The 17,193-nt window shown below is 72.1% G+C and carries 11 protein-coding genes; 3 read left to right on the forward strand and 8 right to left on the reverse strand.

The window, feature by feature from the left end; genetic code table 11:
- Nucleotides 1-134: 134 nt before the first annotated feature.
- The 3 genes from ACGFI9_RS04560 to ACGFI9_RS04570 form a co-directional block, all read right to left on the reverse strand.
- Nucleotides 135-1,559: an ATP-binding protein gene (locus ACGFI9_RS04560; RefSeq protein WP_393174841.1), complete on the reverse strand. Its 1,425-nt coding sequence runs from the start codon at nt 1,557-1,559 to the stop codon at nt 135-137.
- A complete protein-coding gene (locus tag ACGFI9_RS04565) occupies nt 1,556-3,232 on the reverse strand; it encodes an FAD-dependent oxidoreductase (RefSeq protein ID WP_393174844.1) in 1,677 nt (558 codons plus the stop codon). Before ACGFI9_RS04565 ends, ACGFI9_RS04560 begins: the two co-directional genes overlap by 4 nt.
- A 125-nt stretch (nt 3,233-3,357) precedes the next feature.
- Nucleotides 3,358-3,735 (reverse strand): UBP-type zinc finger domain-containing protein, encoded by a 378-nt coding sequence (locus ACGFI9_RS04570; RefSeq protein WP_393174846.1) that lies wholly within the window; start codon nt 3,733-3,735, stop codon nt 3,358-3,360.
- Between the two features lie 243 nt (nt 3,736-3,978).
- Between ACGFI9_RS04570 and ACGFI9_RS04575 the strand changes: the two genes are divergently transcribed.
- Nucleotides 3,979-7,311, forward strand: coding sequence for a S8 family serine peptidase (locus tag ACGFI9_RS04575; RefSeq protein WP_393174848.1), 3,333 nt, complete (start codon nt 3,979-3,981; stop codon nt 7,309-7,311).
- 107 nt (nt 7,312-7,418) lie between these two features.
- Here ACGFI9_RS04575 and ACGFI9_RS04580 read toward each other — a convergent pair whose 3' ends face one another.
- From ACGFI9_RS04580 to ACGFI9_RS04590, 3 genes are all read right to left on the reverse strand, one after another.
- Nucleotides 7,419-8,633: an MFS transporter gene (locus ACGFI9_RS04580; protein WP_393174850.1), complete on the reverse strand. Its 1,215-nt coding sequence runs from the start codon at nt 8,631-8,633 to the stop codon at nt 7,419-7,421.
- Between the two features lie 47 nt (nt 8,634-8,680).
- Nucleotides 8,681-9,634 (reverse strand): EamA family transporter, encoded by a 954-nt coding sequence (locus ACGFI9_RS04585; protein ID WP_393174852.1) that lies wholly within the window; start codon nt 9,632-9,634, stop codon nt 8,681-8,683.
- 73 nt (nt 9,635-9,707) lie between these two features.
- Nucleotides 9,708-10,352, reverse strand: a complete 645-nt coding sequence (locus tag ACGFI9_RS04590) for a disulfide bond formation protein DsbA (RefSeq protein ID WP_393174854.1) — start codon at nt 10,350-10,352, stop codon at nt 9,708-9,710.
- A 202-nt stretch (nt 10,353-10,554) separates the two neighbouring features.
- Between ACGFI9_RS04590 and ACGFI9_RS04595 the strand changes: the two genes are divergently transcribed.
- The gene (locus ACGFI9_RS04595; RefSeq protein WP_393174856.1) at nt 10,555-11,448 is read left to right on the forward strand and encodes a LysR substrate-binding domain-containing protein; all 894 of its coding nucleotides are present in this window, start codon (nt 10,555-10,557) and stop codon (nt 11,446-11,448) included.
- A gap of 148 nt (nt 11,449-11,596) precedes the next feature.
- Here ACGFI9_RS04595 and ACGFI9_RS04600 read toward each other — a convergent pair whose 3' ends face one another.
- Together ACGFI9_RS04600 and ACGFI9_RS04605 are read right to left on the reverse strand one after the other, a co-directional pair.
- Entirely contained in the window at nt 11,597-12,118 is a 522-nt protein-coding gene (locus ACGFI9_RS04600; protein WP_393174858.1) for a sigma-70 family RNA polymerase sigma factor, read from the reverse strand.
- 114 nt (nt 12,119-12,232) lie between these two features.
- Nucleotides 12,233-15,046, reverse strand: a complete 2,814-nt coding sequence (locus ACGFI9_RS04605; protein WP_393174860.1) for a BTAD domain-containing putative transcriptional regulator — start codon at nt 15,044-15,046, stop codon at nt 12,233-12,235.
- Nucleotides 15,047-15,222: 176 nt separating this feature from the next.
- On the opposite strand from ACGFI9_RS04605, the gene ACGFI9_RS04610 reads away from it, so the two are divergent.
- The gene (locus ACGFI9_RS04610; RefSeq protein WP_393174862.1) at nt 15,223-17,058 is read left to right on the forward strand and encodes a glycoside hydrolase family 15 protein; all 1,836 of its coding nucleotides are present in this window, start codon (nt 15,223-15,225) and stop codon (nt 17,056-17,058) included.
- The last annotated feature ends 135 nt before the right edge of the window (nt 17,059-17,193 follow it).

Raw genomic sequence — 17,193 nt, forward strand, 5'->3', positions numbered from 1 at the left:
GGCCGGCACTCACTGCGAGAGCCCGTCGGGCGATCTGACGCCGGCGACCGCCGGAGGTCCCGTCCGTCCTGAGTGCGCGAAGCCCGGCGCGGGCGATGCCGCTGGCCCCGTCCGCCTGCTCAGCTGCGCCACCGTCAGGCGGGCGTGATCGGCAGCAGCACGATCATCCGGGTGTCGCCGGGCTGGGACTGCACCCGGATGTCCCCGTGGTGCTTGTTGACGATGATCCGGTAGGAGATGTCCAGCCCGAGGCCGGTGCCCTCGCCGACCGGTTTGGTGGTGAAGAACGGCTCGAAGATGCGGGGCCGGATCTCCGGCGGGATCCCGCTGCCGGTGTCGCGGACCTCGACGATCAGCCGGTCCTCCTTGCGACCGGTCCGGATGGTCAACGTACCGGCCCCGCCCATCGCGCCGAGCGCGTTGTCGATGAGGTTGGTCCAGACCTGGTTCAGCTCGGCCGCGTACGCCGGGACCGGAGGCAGGCCCTGGTCGTACTCCTTGACGACCCGGACCCCGGCGGGGATCTTGGCCTGGAGCATGACCAGGGTGGCGTCGAGCAGGTCGTGGACGTCGACGGTCTGGTACGGCGCCCGATCCAGTTGGGAGTACTGCTTCGCGGCGCCGACCAGCCCGGAGATCCGGGAGACCGCGTCGTCGATCTCGCCCATCAGCAGCTCGGTGTCGATGGTGTAGGTGATCCAGTGGATCGCCGACTCCAGGTCGTCGGCGCCGACCGCCGCGTCGACCTGGCTCAGCCACCCGGCGTCGATGCCCCCGGCGACCAGCGTCGGGGCCAGTTCCCAGGCCCCCCGGACGCCGTGCTCGTCCAGCCAGTCGGCGAGATCGTCCTCGGCGTCGCTGGCGGCCAGCGGCGTCAGCGGCGGCGCGCTGGCCGCCCGCTTCACCGCCTCCTCCTGGAGCGAGACGAGCTCGTGCAGGCGCCTGCCGTCGAGCCGGCCGTCGGCGATCATGGCGAGTTTGTGCCGCATCTTCGCGACCCGGCCGCGCAGCCCGGCGGTGGCCCGGACCGCGGCCGCCGCCGGGTTGTTGAGCTCGTGGGTCAGCCCGGCCGAGAGAGCGCCCAGGGCCAGCAGCCGTTCCCGCTCGCCGACGACGGTCTGCGTGTTGCGCATCCCGACGAAGAGCCCCTCCAGCAGGTGGGTGGCCATCGGGAACCAGGTACGCATCGCGTCCGCGATGATCTCGGCGGGAAGGGCGAACACATCGCAGTCGGTCACCGCGAAGAGGCTGTTGCCGTACCGCTGCTCCGCCGGGTCACCGATGTACGCCTGCGTCGCACCGCCGTACACGCCGCGCCGGCTGGTCCGGCTGACCTCGACGTCGTCGCCCTGCACCCGGTGACGCATCACCACGGTGCCGTGCAGCAGCACGTAGAAACAGGTCGCCGGCTCGCCCTCGACGTACACGGCCGCACCGGCGGGTCGCCGTTCGACCCGGCCGTGCTCGGACAGGTGCGCCAACTGCTCCGGCGTGAGCGACTCGAAGAGGAACAGGGTCCGCAGCTCGTCCGGGGTGAGCCGGTCGGTTTCCGTGGTCATTGTGCCTCCAGGTACCGGTGCACGAGCGACACCGCCATGGCGCCCTCGCCGACGGCGGACGCGACCCGCTTCACCGACTCGGCCCGCACGTCGCCGGCGGCGAACACCCCGGGCATGCTGGACTCCAGGTGGTACGGGTCGCGCGGCAGGCGCCAACCCGGCGGCCGGCGCCCCCCTCTGGTCAGATCGGGACCGGTGAGGACGAAGCCACGCCGGTCCCGGGCGACCGCGCCGTCGAGCCAGTCGGTGCAGGGCTCCGCGCCGATGAACACGAACAGCCACGAGGTGTCCACCCGGCGGGTCTCGCCGGTACGGGTGTCGCGCAGGGTCAACTCCTGCAGGTGTTCGCCGCCGGCGCCGCTGACCACCTCGGTCCACGGGTGGATCTCGATGTTGTCGATCCGGGCGATCTGCTCGATCAGGTAGCTGGACATCGACCGGGTCAGGTCGGCGCCGCGGATCAGCAGGTGCACCCGCCGGGCGTACCGGGAGAAGTGCACCGCGGCCTGGCCGGCCGAGTTCGCCCCGCCCACGATGTAGACGTCCTCCCCGGAGCAGCTCGGCGCCTCGCTCGCCACCGAGCCGTAGAAGCAGCCGCGGCCGGTCAGCTCCGCCAGCCCGGGTGCCGGCAGCATCCGGTACGAGACACCGGTGGCGAGCACGACCGTGTGCGTCGCGATGCTGCTGCCGTCCCGGAACCGCAGCACCCGCGCCGCCCCGGCATCCTCCAGCGCCACCACCTCGCGGGCGCTGAGCAGCTCCGCCCCGAACCGCAGCGCCTGCCGGCGGGCCCGGTCGGTCAGCTGAGACCCCGACACGCCGTCCGGGAAGCCCAGGTAGTTCTCGATCCGGCTGCTCTGCCCGGCCTGGCCACCGGTCGCCCGCCGCTCGACCAGCACCGTCCGCAGCCCCTCGGAGGCGCCGTAGACGGCCGCGCCGAGCCCGGCCGGTCCGGCCCCCACCACCACCAGGTCGTAGAAATCCGCAGCCGGCGTGGTGGTCAGCCCGACGTGCGCGGCCAGATGGGCCTCCGACGGCTGCACCAGCGACTTGCCGTCGGTCGTGACCACCAGGGGTACGTCGTTCGCGCTCACCCCCGCCGCCGCCAGCAACTGCGCGCCCTCCGGCTCGTCCGCGAGCACCCACCGGAACGGCACCAGGTTGCGCGCCAGGAAGTCGCGTGCCGCGAACGACGGCGCCGACCAGCGGTGCCCGACCACCCGCAGGTCGCTGGCGGGCGCCGCCGCGCTGGCCGACCAGGCCTCCAGCAGCGAGTCCAGCACCGGGTAGAGCTTCTCCTCCGGCGGGTGCCAGGGCTTGAGCAGGTAGTGGTCCAGGTCGACGACGTTGATCGCGTTGATCGCGGCGTCGGTGTCGGCGTACGCGGTCAGCAGCACCCGCCGGGCGGTGGGAAACAGATCCATGGCGGCCTCGAGGAACTCGATGCCGTTCATCTGGGGCATCCGGTAGTCGGCGATGAGCACCGCCACCTGCTCACCGCGCAGCTTCAGCTCGCGGAGCGCCTCCAGCGCCGTCTCGGCCGAGTCGGCCCGCACCACGCGGTAGCGGTCGCCGTACCGGCGACGGAGGTCACGGGCGACCGCCCGGGAGACGGCCGGATCGTCGTCGACGGTGAGGATCGCGGGGTGTGGGTCCGTCTTCCGTTCGACCAAGGCCACTCGCGACGCCGAGTCTTCCGCTGTCTGAACCACAACCTCACCCCGGGTGATGCGATCGAGAGGCGGTGAACGCTTTCACCGCCGTGGGGACACAAAGCTACAAGGGCGGGCCCGGCGCCTCAGTGCAGCCGGGTCTTCCAGTCCTCCGGTACCCGGCCGCGGGGACCGGGGGCGGGCTGGTCGAGCGGGCGCGAGTGCGGCTCGGCCAGTTCCGGGCCGTCGGCGTAGAACTGGTCGGTGGAGTAGTCCCAGAACCACGACTCGCCGGGTTCGAAGCTCTGGATGACCGGGTGGCCCGTCGCGGCCGCGTGGGCGGTCGCGTGCTGGCTCGGCGAGGAGTCGCAGCAGCCGACGTGGCCACAGGCCGCGCAACGGCGCAGGTGGAACCACCACCCCCCGGAGGATTCGCACTCCACGCAGCCGGGGCCGCTCGGTGGTACGGCAGGGTCGATCGCCGGGGTCGCCGCCTGCGGCTCGGGCTTGGTCTGGTCACTCACGATGTGTTCCCTTCCGGCTCCCGGCCGCTCCGGGTCGCCCCGGCCTCGCAGTCTGGCACCCGTAACCGCCCGCCGCCGAATGGAGGGGGGATCGGCGGAGCGGTGATCGGCCGGCCCGTCCGCGACGCGTCCGGAGCGGGCCGTCGGTTCGGGGTAGTGATCCAGGTCACTCCGGTTGAACTTTCACCCCGTGGTCGCGTCCGGAACACCCCGGAGACCTCTCGCGAGTCCGTAGGGAGAATGATGCGTTCAGTTCGCAAGTTATCGGCGCTGGCACTGCTGGTGCTGGGCGTCTCGGTGGTGGCTCCGGGCGGTTCGCCGGTGTCGGCGCAGCCCCGGGCCGCGAAGCCGGCGACCCCACCCGCGGTCGCGGCCAAGCCCCGGACGGTCACTCTGCTCACCGGCGACACCGTCCACGTCAGCACGGTGGACGGCCACCCGGCCGTCAACGTCGTGCCGGGCAAGGGACGGGAAAAGATCCCGTTCATCACCCACAGCGCCGGCGAGGACGTGCGGGTCATCCCCGCCGACGCCGTCGGCCTGCTCAACCGGGGCAAGCTCGACGAGCGGCTCTTCGACATCTCGACGCTGGTCGGCTTCGGCTACGACGACACCCGGGCCACCCTGCCGCTCATCGTCCAGCACAGCGGCGCCGCCCCCGCCGGCCTCGCGGGCGCCCGGACCACCCGGCAACTCTCCGGAGCGAGCGCTGTCGCGGAGAACCGCGCGGACGCGGTGTCCTTCTGGAATACCATCACGTCCGCGGCGAGCGGCACCGAGCGGCGACTGCGGGCCGGGCTCGACAAGATCTGGCTCGACGGGCTGCGCCACCCCACCCTCGACGTCAGCGTCCCGCTGACCGGCGCGCCGCAGGCCTGGCAGGCCGGCTGGACGGGAACGGGGGTGAAGGTCGGCGTCATCGACACCGGCGTCGACCAGACCCACCCCGACCTGGCCGGCCGCGTCGCCGCCGCGGAGAACTTCACCGCCGACCCGAACACCCTTGACCGGGTCGGCCACGGCACCCACGTCGCCTCCACCATCGCCGGCAGCGCGGCCGCGTCGCAGGGCCGTTACCAGGGCATGGCGCCCGGCGCGACGCTCTACAGCGCCAAGGTCTGCACCGAAGTGGGCTGCCCGGAGTCGGCGATCCTGGCCGGCATGACCTGGGCGGCGCAGCAGGGCGTCAAGGTCGCCAACATGAGCCTCGGCGGCCCGGACAGCCCGGAGACCGACCCGATCGAGGCGGCCCTGGCCGACCTCACCCACCGCTACGGCGTGCTCTTCGTCGTTGCCGCGGGCAACAACGGCATGGCCGGCGAGTCCACGGTGAACTCGCCCGGCGACGTGGCGGAGGCGCTGACCGTGGGCGCCGTGACCAAGACGGGCGAGCTGGCCGAATTCTCCAGCCGGGGTCCGCGCGCGAGCGACGCCGGCATCAAGCCGGACGTCACCGCACCCGGCGTCGGCATCCTCGCCGCCCGCAGCTCCACCTCTGACCTCTGGCCGAACGGCGCGAACCCGCAGTACACCAGCCTCTCCGGCACCTCGATGGCGACTCCGCACGTGGCCGGCGCGGCGGCGATCCTGACCCAGCAGCACCCGGACTGGACGCCGGAGCGGATCAAGTCCACGCTGATGGCCGCCGCGCAGCCGAGCGAGACCATCGGTGTCTATGAGCAGGGGGCGGGCTTCCTCGACGTCGCCCGGGCGACCCGGCAGACCGTCACGGCCAGCCCGGTCAGCGTCGCCTTCGAGCGGACCGCCACCGCGCAGCAGCGCACGATCACGTACACGAACAGCGGCTCTGCCGACCTCACCCTGGCTGTCTCCCTCGACGCCAAGGACACCGACGGCGCCCCGGCGCCGGCCGGCCTGTTCAGCCTCAGCGCCTCCTCGGTGACGGTCCCGGCCGGCGGCACGGCCACCGTGACCGTCGACGTGCAGGCCGGCGCCGACCTGCCCGACCACTACTTCGGCGGCGAGGTGACCGCCACCGGCGGCGGCGCGCAGGTGCAGACCCCGGTCGCGCTCGACGTCGCCCGCCACCAGTTGACCCTCAAGCTCGTCGGGCCGGACGGCGGAGCGCCCACGCCCGAGCAGGGCTGGGTAACCGTCCTGACCGACCTGGACCGGCAGACCATCGTGGTGTTCGGCGACCCCGCGACCACCAGGTACCGGGTCCGCGCGGGCCGCTACCTGGTCCAGACCTACCTGGTGACCGGCGACCCGTTCCTCCCGTACATCACGTCGCTGATGCGCCCGAGCCTCGACCTGACCACGGACCAGGCGCTCACCATGGACGCCCGCTTGGCGAAGCCGATCGCGGTGTCGATGCCGAACCCGAAGGCCACCGCGGTCCATCAGGAGTTCGGCTGGACGATCCGGACCGAGCAGCCGCAGATCTGGGGCAGCAACGACCCGTTCGGCGTGCTGATGGGCATCCCCTTCGACCACCTGCGCACCGCGCAGATCGGGGCCGGCAGGACGCCGGGCTTCGTCTCCTACGTCCACGGGATGTGGGGTCAGGTGCGCCAGGGCAGCCTGCACAACAGCCCGTACGTCTACCGGGTCTACCTCTACGAGCCGGAGGAGATGATGACCGGGCTGACCCGCAATCTGCGCGCGGGCGATTTCGCCACGGTTCGCTCCCAGGTCAGCGCGGACGTGGCCGGTGTGCCGGTTGCGCGGTCCGCGGTCGCGCACGCGCCCGGCAACTCGCCGGTCTACCGCGACGAGCGCAACATCCCGCCGAGCTTCACCTATGACGTGCCGAGCACCATCACCGAGTACTACAACCAGGACAAGCAGGCGGTGTGGCAATCGACCTCAGCCCAGCTGAGGTACACCTACTACCAGTCGGCGTGGACCAGCTTCCAGCCCGGGAGCACGTACACGGTGAAGTGGGCCAACGCGGTGGCCGGGCCAGTCTTCCCGGAGCCGAACTTCGGCCAGCAGTTCGCCACCCGCTACTGGGGCGACACGATGGGCGGCCCGGGGCCGCTGCACGGCGACGGCACCGGGCACATGGGCTTCCGGTTCACCCGCGGCGGCAGCGTGCAGGTGAACCTCTACCGCAACGGGGTCAAGGTCGGCGACGCGAACCAGGCGCCCTGGTCGTGGCAGGTGCCTGCGGAGGAGGGTGACTACCGGCTGACCGCGACCTTCCGCAGCGACCCGGCCTTCACGCTGTCGACGGTGGTCGACGCGGAGTGGACCTTCAAGTCCGGGCACGTGAGCGACGGCGACCTGGTGAAGCTGCCGATGACGGCGATCCGGTACACCCCGGAACTCAACATCAACAACCGGGCGCCGGCCAACCAGCTGTTCGCGATCCCGGTCTCGCTCGACCGTCAGGTCGGGGCGGAGCCGGGCCAGACCACGAGCTTGACCGTCGAGGCGTCCTTCGACGACGGCAAGACCTGGCGGCAGCTGACCGTGCAGCGGTCCGGCGAGAAGGCGGTCGCCTGGGTGCGGAACCCGGCCGGCACCGGCTTCGTCTCGCTGCGGGCCGCCGCGACGGACACCAGCGGCAACACGGTCAAGCAGACCATCATCCGCGCCTACCAGTACTGACGGTGGGCCCCGGACGCGGCGCCCGCCGGCGCCGCGTCCGGGTCATCGGTGCCAGAGCCACCGGTCGCGGATCCGCCGCGCGGCACGCACCCAACCCGGTCAACGTGTCACCCGCTGGTGGCCAACTCCTCCTCGGTGACCACCGCGGTGGCCTTCGGGCGCGAGGCGGCGGTGACGAGCACCGCGGCGCCGGCGAGCGCCACACCGAACCAGACAGCGCTGTCCACCCCGAGCCTGTCGGTGAACCATCCGCCGAACAGCGCGCCGAGCGCGATGGAGGTGTTGTACCCCAGGGTGTTGATGGACATGGCCGCCTCGAACTTGTCGGGTGCCGCGCCGAGCATCAGGGTGATCTGGCACAGATTCGCGGCGCCGAAGGACACTCCCCACAGGACGATGGCGAGAATCAGCCCGGGTCGTGTGTGCCCGATGGTGAGCAGCAACAGCATCGCCGTGACGAGCCCGGCGCAGGCGATGATAAAGCTGAGCCGGGGATTCCTGGTCACCGTGTAGCCGGCGATGAAGTTGCCGGCTGCACCGCCGACACCGTACGTCACGAGCAACGCACTGATGAAGGCCGCGGGAGCCGAGGCATGCTCCTCCGCGAACGGCCGGATGAACGTGTACGCACCGAAGTGGCCGAGCACGTACAGCGTCACGGCCACCATCACCAGACGCAGCTGTGCGTACTGGAGCGGAAGCCGGAAGACCTCCCGGACCGGGACGGCGTTCTCCGACGGCATCGACGGAACGACCACGGTGACCGCGAGGAACACCAGTGCGCTGAGGCCGGCCCAGATGAGGAACGTGGCGCGCCAGCTGGTGACGCTTTCCAGGAGGGTACCGAGCGGAATGCCGACCACTGTGGCGATCGAGATGCCGGACAGCGCGACCGCTGATGCCCGGGCGGCGAGGCGTCCCGGGACGAGGCGCATCGCCATGCTCACGCCGATGGCCCAGAAGACACCGTTGGCGAACCCCATGACGAGCCGGGTCGTGAGGACCAGCGCGAAGTTCGGCGAGACGGCGGTGAGCAGATTTCCCAGGGCCAGGACCGCCAGCAGGACGGACAGCAGGATGCGCCGGTTGACTCGCCTGGTCCAGGCGACGATGAACGGCACGCCGAGCCCGGCGGAGATGCCGTACAGGGTGACCATCAGCCCGGCGACGCCGGCGGACACGTGCAGGGTGGCGCTCACCGGGGTGAGCAGGCCGACGGGCATCAGCTCGGTGGTGACGAACGTGAACAGGCTGGCGGTGATGACCGCGACACCCAGCCATGACTTGAGGGTCGAGTAGGGGTGCGTATCTGTGGTGACCATTCTTGCCTTCTTTTCGTGGAGACCTGCGGTTGGTGATGGCGCGGGTGTCATCGGCCGCTCCGGCTGATCGCCGCGGGCGATGTCGGTCCCGCCACCGCGGCGTCGTCGCTGTCCGGGGATTCGTCGGGACGCCGCGGTGGCTTCGGCGGCCGTGGCTGCGCGAGCAGTACGGCGACGATGATCGCGAAGACGCCGACCATCTGGACGATGGAGAGCGTCTGGCGCAGGAACAGGTATCCGAGGAGGGTCGCGACGATCGGGCTGCCGAGGGCGAGGAAGGAGACCGCCAGTGCGGGCAAGCTCCCGATGCCGCGGAACCACAGCGCGTAGCTGAGGACGGCGCCGAGGGACGTGAGATAGGCGAATCCGATGATGTTGGACCCGCTGAGGGTGGCCGGTAGCCCTTCGAGGATCAGCGTGAACGGCAGGGACACCAGCCCGCCGGCGATCAGCTGCCATCCGGTGAAAGACAGCAGTCCGACCCCGTCCGGGCGTCCCCACTGTTTGGTCAGCGTGATGCCAACGGCCATGCAGGCCGCCGCGGCGAGCGCCGCGACCACGCCGACGGTGTTCACGGCCATCGTCCCCAGGGACACCAGCAGCGCGACACCGACCGCGCCCAGCAGGCCGGCCACCACGTGTACGCCCCGGATCTTGTCGCCGATCAGCAGCGCCGCCAGGATCAGGACGATCATCGGCTGGACCGCCATGATCATCGCGGCGACGCTGCCGGGCAGGCGGTACGCCGCGACGAACAGCAGGACGTTGAACGCGCCGATGTTGAGGGTGCCGAGCACCAACGACCGCCACCACCACGTCCCGGTCGGCAGCAGACGAGTGAGGGCCAACAGAATCAGGCCCCCGGGAAGCGCCCGAACGGTGGTGGCCAACAGTGGCCGGTCGGGTGGCAACCATTCGGTGGTCACCAGGTACGTGCTTCCCCAGATCGCCGGCGCCAGCGCCGTGACACCAGCGGTGAGGAGTTGATGGCCGCTTCTCATGCCGCGCCGCCTTTCCTGTCCGAGATTTCCGGCGCCGAGGTCAGGCACCCGAGAGGGCTGACGTTGATCTGCGTCAGTCGAAAAGGGCATCGCGGTCGCGGGTCCGCTTGAGTTCGAAGAAGCCGTCGGTGCCGGCCAGGGCGAGGACGCCGTCCCAGAGCCGGCCGGCGGCCTCGCCGCGCGGTGCCGGAGACATCACCGGACCGAAGAACGCGATGAGTTCGCCGCTGGGCCCGGGCACGTGGATGACAGGGGTACCGACCTCGGAGCCGACCGGGTTCATGCCGGCGTGATGACTTTCCCGCAGCGCCTTGTCGAAGTCGGTCGTGTCCGCCGCGTCGGCGAGTTCCGCCGGCAGGCCAACGTCGGCGAGCGAGGCGAGGATCATGTCCCGGCCCAGGCCGCCCTTGCAGTGGTGAATCCTGGTGGCCATCGCGATGTAAAGCCCGCGCAGGGCCTCGGGGCCGTGCTGCTGCTCGGCGGCGATGCAGACCCGCACCGGTCCCCAGCCTTCGACCATCGCCGTGCGGTACTTCTCCGGCACCTCCCGGCCCTCGTTGAGCACCGCCAGGCTCATCACGTGAAAGCACGTCTCGACGGATCGGACCCGTTCGACCTCGAACAGCCAACGGGAGGCGATCCACGCCCAGGGGCAGCGGGGGTCGACCCAGACGTCAACGATGGTCTCCGCCGTCCGCCTGGGTGCAGTGATGCTCATGGTGTGTCGTCCTCTCGGGTGAGATGTGTTGCCCGCGGCTGCTCGCGGTCATCGACGGCGACATCGCGCGAATGGCAGCTTGACGCGGGGTTCCTGCCAGGCCTCGGCCGTGCCCTACCGGTCTTGCTCAGTCTCACCAGGAAGCGATCAATGAGTCCAACACATGCTTGTCACCTCATCAATCGTGAAACACGATTGACCTATGGAGCTCCAGCAGATGCGCTACGTCGTCGCGGTGGCCGAGACGAACAGCTTCACCCGGGCCGCCGAACGGTGCCTCGTGGTGCAATCCGCGCTCAGCCACCAGATCGCGCGCCTGGAACGGGAACTGGGTGCGAAGCTCTTCGACCGCACCAGCCGTCGCGTCCGACTGACCCCGGCCGGCGCCGCGTTCCTGCCCGCCGCCCGTCAGTGCCTGGACGCCGCGGAGCGCGCCGCCGCCGAGGTCGCCACGGCCGTCGGTGAGGTGCGCGGACGGCTCGCGGTCGGCCTGATCCCGACCGTCGCCGCGGTCGACCTGCCCGGCGTCCTGCGGGACTTCCGCCACCGGTACCCGTCCGTACGCATCACCCTCCGCGTGGGCGCCAGCGAGGACCTCGTCGAGCAGGTCAAGCAGGCCGCCATCGAGGTGGCCTTCCTCGGACTGCCCACCACCGCACGCCCCGAGGGCGTCAACGCCCGCGAACTCGCCCGCGACCGGCTCGTCGCCGTGGTGGCCCCGGACCATCCCCTCGCCGCGGAGTCAACCGTCAGCCTGCGCCGACTCTCCTCCGAGGTATTCGTGGACCTGCCGGCCAAGACCGCCGGGCGGGCCCAGTCCGATCAAGCCTTCGCAGCCGCCGGCCTCACCCGCGATGTCGCCTTCGAGGTGACCACCGCCTACCTCATGTCCCAGCTGGTCGCACACGGCCTCGCCGTGGCCATGCTCCCATCCGCCTACACGCCGCAACTCACCGGCGTGACCACCATCGAGGTCACCGACGCGCCAGCCCGCGTCGAATACGTCATCTGGAGCCGGCTCGACCGGACGCCCGCGGCCAACGCCTTCCTCGCCCTCCTCGACATCCACGCCGATGACACTGGAAGCCAAGCGTGACGCTCACTGGTCACCACGTCGTTGCAGCGTTCATCGCGCATAGTCCGAGCTGGCATCAACAGCGCCCGGGCCGCGGGACGGGCGCCCGGCGCGGCGGTGAGCTCGACTCAGCGGCCGGATCGCCGGACGGCGAAGGCGTCGTCCCTGCTCAGGCTGCCTCGATGCCGGTGCGCAGGGCACGCAGCGCATGGTGGGTCCGGGACTTCACCGTGCCGATCGGCACGCCCAGCCGGCCCGCGACCTCTTCCGGTGACCGCCCGACCAGGTAGACGTCGGAGAGCAGGCTGCGCTGCGCCGGGCTCAGCCGGCCGAGCGCGTGCCGGATGGCGTGCGACGCCAGGGCGCTGCCGGTGGTGTCGTCACCAGCGGGAATCCAGGTCATGTCGACGAGAGGGACCTCGGGGCGGCCGCGCCGCAGCCGGACGCCGTCGATGACGAGCCGCCGGGCGACGGTGAAGAGCCACCGGCGGGCGGCATCGGGCTCGGCCGGCACCGAGTCGAGATGCCGCCAGGCCCGCAGCATCGTCTCCTGGAGCAGATCCTCGGCGGTCTGCCGCTGGTCGCGTGTCAGTAGGTGCAGGAGACGCAGCACGGCACGAGCGTGGTCCGCATGCAGCGCCGTCATGCGCTCGGCCCGGCCGGCCGGTGATCCGTCGGGTGCCCGCAGCACGGCATCTCCCCCATAGGCAGGAGCAACGGTGAATGAGGCACGAGCCTAGGGACGATCGATGCGAATGGACTGACGCGAAAGTGCGAATCGAGTGCCGTGGCCGATCGCGACCGGTCACCGACGCGACGTGACCGCCGCGAGCAGGCCGGCCAGCCGCCGGCCGGTCCGGGTCTGCGCGTACGGGATCAGGGCCAGCCCCTCCTGCCACGCCCGCACCGCGGCGTCCTGGTCGCCGGCAGCGGCGAGGGCGTCGCCGAGCAGCGCCAGGACCTCCGCCGCCTGCGCCGACGCCGAGGCCTCCTGGTAGGCGACGGCCGCCTCGCGCCAGCAGTCGACCGCCTTGCCGAGTTCCCGGCGGGCGGAATGCACCTGGCCGAGCACCTCCCACGCCTCGGCGATGCCCAGCCTGTACCGTGCTCCGCGCGACAGCGCCATCGCCTGCTCGGCGCAGCGCACGGCCTCTTCCTCCCGGCCCAGTTCCGCGTTGCTCGCCGCCATGATCACCAGGGTGTCCGCGAGCAGCTTGTCGTCTCCGGCCGCCCATGGCCCCAGCGCCGCGGACAACGCGCGGACGACCTCCTCGTGTCGCCCCTGGGCGGCCAGGATCATCGCCCGGTTGATCCCGGCCCGGGTCATCTCGCCGTGCAGGCCGAGCCGGGCGAGCAACGCGAGCGCCTGGTCGAGATGCCCGACCGCGATCTCGTGCTCGTGCCGGAAGTAGGCCGCCCCGGCCAGGCTGCGGTGCATCCGGGCCTGCCCCACCAGGTCGCCGCCCGCCCGGGCGGCCTCGAGGGCCACCTCGCCGGTCGTCGTCCAGTCGACCCACCGGCCGCTGCGTTCGAAGAAGTGCTGCATGCCCAGGGCGAGCTGCCAGGCCTCGGTGTGCCGGCCCTGCCGGGCGGCCCGGCCGACCAGCGCGATCAGGACCTGCCGCTCGGCGGTGAACCAGCGCATGGCGTCGCCGTGGCCGGCGAAGCGCAGGGGGGTCTCGCCCGGTCCGGGCTCGATCATCGGGTGGTCCTCGGAGGCCAGCAACCGCCGGTGCGCCTGGTAGGCGGTGGCCCGGTAGAACTGCAGGCAGCGCAGCTCCGCGGCGACGCGCTCGGCCGGGCTGTCGCTCTCCTCGCCGAGCTCGGTGGCATAGGCCAGCAGCAGGTCGTGGGTGCGGTAGCGGCCGGGCAGGTCCTCGCTGACCAGGTGGGCGCGGCTCAGCTCGCCGAGCAGCGCCCGCCCGCTCCGCAACGGGACGCCCGCCAGGCCCGCCGCCCCGGCGATCGAGATGTCGGGGCCGGGATGGACGGGCAGCAGCCGGAAGAGCCGCGCGGCCGGGGCGGAGAGTGCCCGGTAGGACCAGGAGAAGACGGCACGCACGCCGGTCTGCGGGTCGTCGTCGTCGAAGCCGTCCAGGCTCCCAGGCGCCTGGGCCAGCTCGGCGGCGATCTGCGCCGGTGGCTTCAGCGGCAGGCTCGCCGCGCGGGCGGCCACCACGGCCAGCGCGAGCGGCAGCCGCCCGCAGCTGGCGATGATGGCGTCGATCGCGGCCGGGTCCGCCGCGACGCGGCCGGCGCCGAGCGGTCCCAGGAGCGCCGCGCGGGCCTCGTCGACGCTCGGCAGGCCGACGGGCAACGGCTGGGCGCCGGCCGTGGTCAGCAGGGTGCTGAGCCGGCTGCGGCTGGTGACGATCACCAGACAGCCGGGGCTGCCCGGCAGCAGGTGCCGGACCTGCTCGGCGTCCCGGCAGTTGTCGAGCACGATCAGCAGGCGCCGGCCGGCGAGGATGCTGCGGTACATCCCCGACTGGGCGTGCAGCTCGGCGGGGATGCTCTCCTGGGGCACCCCGAGCGAGCCCAGGAAGCCGCGCAGCGCCTCGGCCGGGCTCATCGCCGGCTCCCGCCCGTCGTAGCCGCGCAGGTCGACGTACAGCTGCCCGTCCGGGTAGCCGGCCGCGAACCCGTGGGCGAGGTGGACGGCGAGGGCGGTCTTGCCGATCCCCGGCATGCCGTCGATCGCGAGCACCGCCGGCCCGCCCGGGCGCGCGACCGCCGCGCGGGCCTCGGCGATGAGGTCGTCCCGGCCGCTGAAGAAGGGCAGGTCCGGCGGCAGCTGCGCGGGCCGGGGCAGCGGCGACGGCGACTCGGTACGCGCCGGCTGGGTGCGCTGGTGCAGCAGCCGGTCGTACGCCTCCCGCAGCTCCTCCCCCGGATCGATGCCCAGGTCCTCGGCGAGCCGGCGGCGCACCACCCGGTACACCTCGACGGCTTCCGCCTGGCGGCCGTCGGCGGCCAGCGCCAGCAGCAGCCGGCTCTGCAGCGACTCGTCGAGCGGGTGCTGCTCGGCGGCCTGCCGCAACGGCGCCAGCACGGCGCTCAGCCGGCCGCAGCGTTCGGCGGCGTCGGCGGCCTCGCGCACGGCCCGGGCGCGTTCGGCCTCGACGGCGAGGAACGCGGGATGCAGGCGGGAGGCCGGTTCCAGGCCCGCGGCGCACCGGCCGCGCCACAGCCGCAGTCCGTCGAGGTGATGCCGCAGCGCCGACTCCGGATCGCCGTCCTGCAGGCTCCGGCCCGCCAGCCGGCTCAGCGACCGGAACCGCAGCAGGTCGAGGGACTCCTCGTCGGCGCGTAGCCGGTAGCCCGAGAGCTCCCGAAGGATGTGCCGGCCCGCCGCCCGGGTGGGCAGGCCGGGCTCGAGCAGCCGCCGGAGTACCCCGACGTGCCGGTGCACGACGTTCGCGGCGCTGGCCGGCGGATCCTCGTCCCAGAGCAGGTCGACCAGCTCCGCCAGGGAGACCGGTGAACCGGCTCGGGCCAGCAGCAACGCGAGCACCAGGCGCTGCTGGCGGGCGCCCAGACGCAACTCGGCGCCGGCGCGGACGACCTTGACCGAGCCGAGCACCGAGAAAGCGATCGTCTCGCCCGCCTCCGCCTGCACGCCGGCAACGGTAACCGGCCGGCGCGCCGGCGGAGCGTGCGACCACACGCCGGGCGCGAGACCCGGTCTCCGGACGGCGACAGGAGGGGCAGGGCCGACGGCGGCGGGGGCGCGTGGACCGCGGTTCGAGGCGTGGGGTGGCCGTGTCACTCCGATCCGCTCGGGTAGTCCCTGCCATGGGGTGCGGACGGATCGCGGAGCACGGCTTCCTGGCCGATGGCCGCAGCGCGGTGCTGGTGGACCGCGCCGGATCGGTGAACTGGTGGTGTCCCGCGCGGTTCGACGCCCCGTCGGTGTTCGCCCGCCTGCTTGATGACGACGCCGGGCACTGGGTGATCCGCCCCGAGGGCAGGTTCCGCACGGAACGGGCCTACCTGACCGATACGCTCGTGCTTCGTACCGTCTTCACCACCGCGACCGGTAGCGTGGCGGTGACCGACGCGCTGGCCCTGCAACCGGGGGCGCGGGGCCATGAGGTCGGTCTGCACTCGCCGCGGGTGCTGGCCCGGGTCGTGCGAGGGCTCTCCGGGGAGGTCCCGCTGCGGTTGCACTACCGGCCCCGGCTCGAGTACGGCCGGATGGTCCCCCAGCTGGTGCGGCAGGACGACGCGTTGGTCGCCAGTGCCGCGTCGGCCCGGCTGGATCTGCGCGCGACCGTACCGCTGGTGTGCGAGGTCGGGGAGGCGTTCGGGTCGTTCACCGTACGAGCCGGCGAGACGCACGGCTTCACCCTCGGGTACGCGCCGGCTTACGACGCCGGCCCGCCGGCGGTGCTCGATGCCGAACAGGTGATCGACAACGCCGTCGCGGGCTGGCGCTCCTGGATGGGCCTGCACGACTACCGTGGCCACTACCCGGAGCAGGTGCGACGCAGCGCGCTGGTGGTGCAGGGCATGACCTACCGGCCCAGTGGCGCGGTGGTGGCCGCCCCGACGATGTCCCTGCCCGAGGAGTTGGGCGGCGAACGCAACTACGACTACCGCTACGCCTGGGTGCGCGACTTCAGCTTCACCCTGGAGGCGCTCTGGCGGGTGGCCTGCACCGACGAGCTCAACCTGCACGTCGGGTGGTTGACCCGGTCGATGGGCATGAACGAGGGCATCGTGCCGATCATGTACGGGGTGGAGGGGGAACGGGACCTCACCGAACACCACCTCGACCACCTGGCCGGCTACGCCGGCAGCCGCCCGGTACTGGTCGGCAACGACGCCTGGCGACAGCGGCAGAACGACGTGCACGGTGAGCCGCTCAGCGCCGCCTGGCTGATGCGGGAGTACCTCGACCCGATGCCGCCGGACATCCACCAACTGCTGACCGCGATGACCGAGCGGGCCGCGCGGGACTGGCACCTGCCGGACGCCGGGATGTGGGAGGCACGCGACGCCGAACGCCACTACGTGTCGTCGAAGGTGCAGTGCTGGACGGCGCTGGACCGAGCCGTACGCTTCGGGTCCCGCCTGGGTTCCGAGGCGGACATCGCCAGGTGGGCAGCGGCACGGGACGAGGTGCGACGGGCCGTGCTGACCCGGGGCTGGAGCGACCGGCTGATGGCCTTCACCGCGGCCTTCGACACCGATGAGCTGGATGCGTCGGTGCTGCTGATGCCGTTGGTCGGCTTCCTTCCCGCCGACGACCCGAGAATGCGTTCCACCATCCGGATGATCGAGGAGAGGTTGTCGCACGACGGCCTGCTGCGCCGCTGGGAGGGCGACCCCGCCGGCTTCGTGATCTGCTCCTTCTGGCTGGTCAGCTGCCTCGCGCTGGCCGGCGAGCGGGACCGGGCCAGGCAGCTGTTCGAGCGGCTCGCCGCCCGGGTCAACGACCTGGGCCTGTTCGCCGAGCAGATCGACCCGTACAGCGGCGAAGCCCTGGGCAACTTTCCTCAGGCGTTCTCGCACATCGGCCTCATCAACGCCGCCGGCGACCTCACCGACCTGGACGCCGGGCGCCGCGACCTGCCGCCGGCGCCGGAGCGGCTCATCCCCGCCAGCCAGGAGAGCGGTCGCCGCTGAACGACCACCGGCGGTGAACGGACGGCGCGCGGTCAGCCAGGGTGCCCCCGGGCTGACCGGGTGGAAGCCCTCGAAACCACCATCGCGATAACGCGGCTGGCCGCCGTGGGGATCGCCACGACGGCCAGCCGGTTC

Source organism: Micromonospora sp. NPDC048930 (assembly GCF_043197935.1).
GTDB lineage: Bacteria > Actinomycetota > Actinomycetes > Mycobacteriales > Micromonosporaceae > Micromonospora.

Excerpts from the sequence above, each read along its gene's own strand:
- ACGFI9_RS04595 (WP_393174856.1), top strand. The coding sequence starts at position 10,555 with ATGGAGCTCCAGCAGATGCGCTACGTCGTCGCGGTGGCCGAGACGAAC.
- ACGFI9_RS04575 (WP_393174848.1), top strand. The coding sequence starts at position 3,979 with ATGCGTTCAGTTCGCAAGTTATCGGCGCTGGCACTGCTGGTGCTGGGC.
- ACGFI9_RS04610 (WP_393174862.1), top strand. The coding sequence starts at position 15,223 with ATGGGGTGCGGACGGATCGCGGAGCACGGCTTCCTGGCCGATGGCCGC.
- ACGFI9_RS04585 (WP_393174852.1), bottom strand. The coding sequence starts at position 9,634 with ATGAGAAGCGGCCATCAACTCCTCACCGCTGGTGTCACGGCGCTGGCG.
- ACGFI9_RS04560 (WP_393174841.1), bottom strand. The coding sequence starts at position 1,559 with ATGACCACGGAAACCGACCGGCTCACCCCGGACGAGCTGCGGACCCTG.
- ACGFI9_RS04590 (WP_393174854.1), bottom strand. The coding sequence starts at position 10,352 with ATGAGCATCACTGCACCCAGGCGGACGGCGGAGACCATCGTTGACGTC.
- ACGFI9_RS04580 (WP_393174850.1), bottom strand. The coding sequence starts at position 8,633 with ATGGTCACCACAGATACGCACCCCTACTCGACCCTCAAGTCATGGCTG.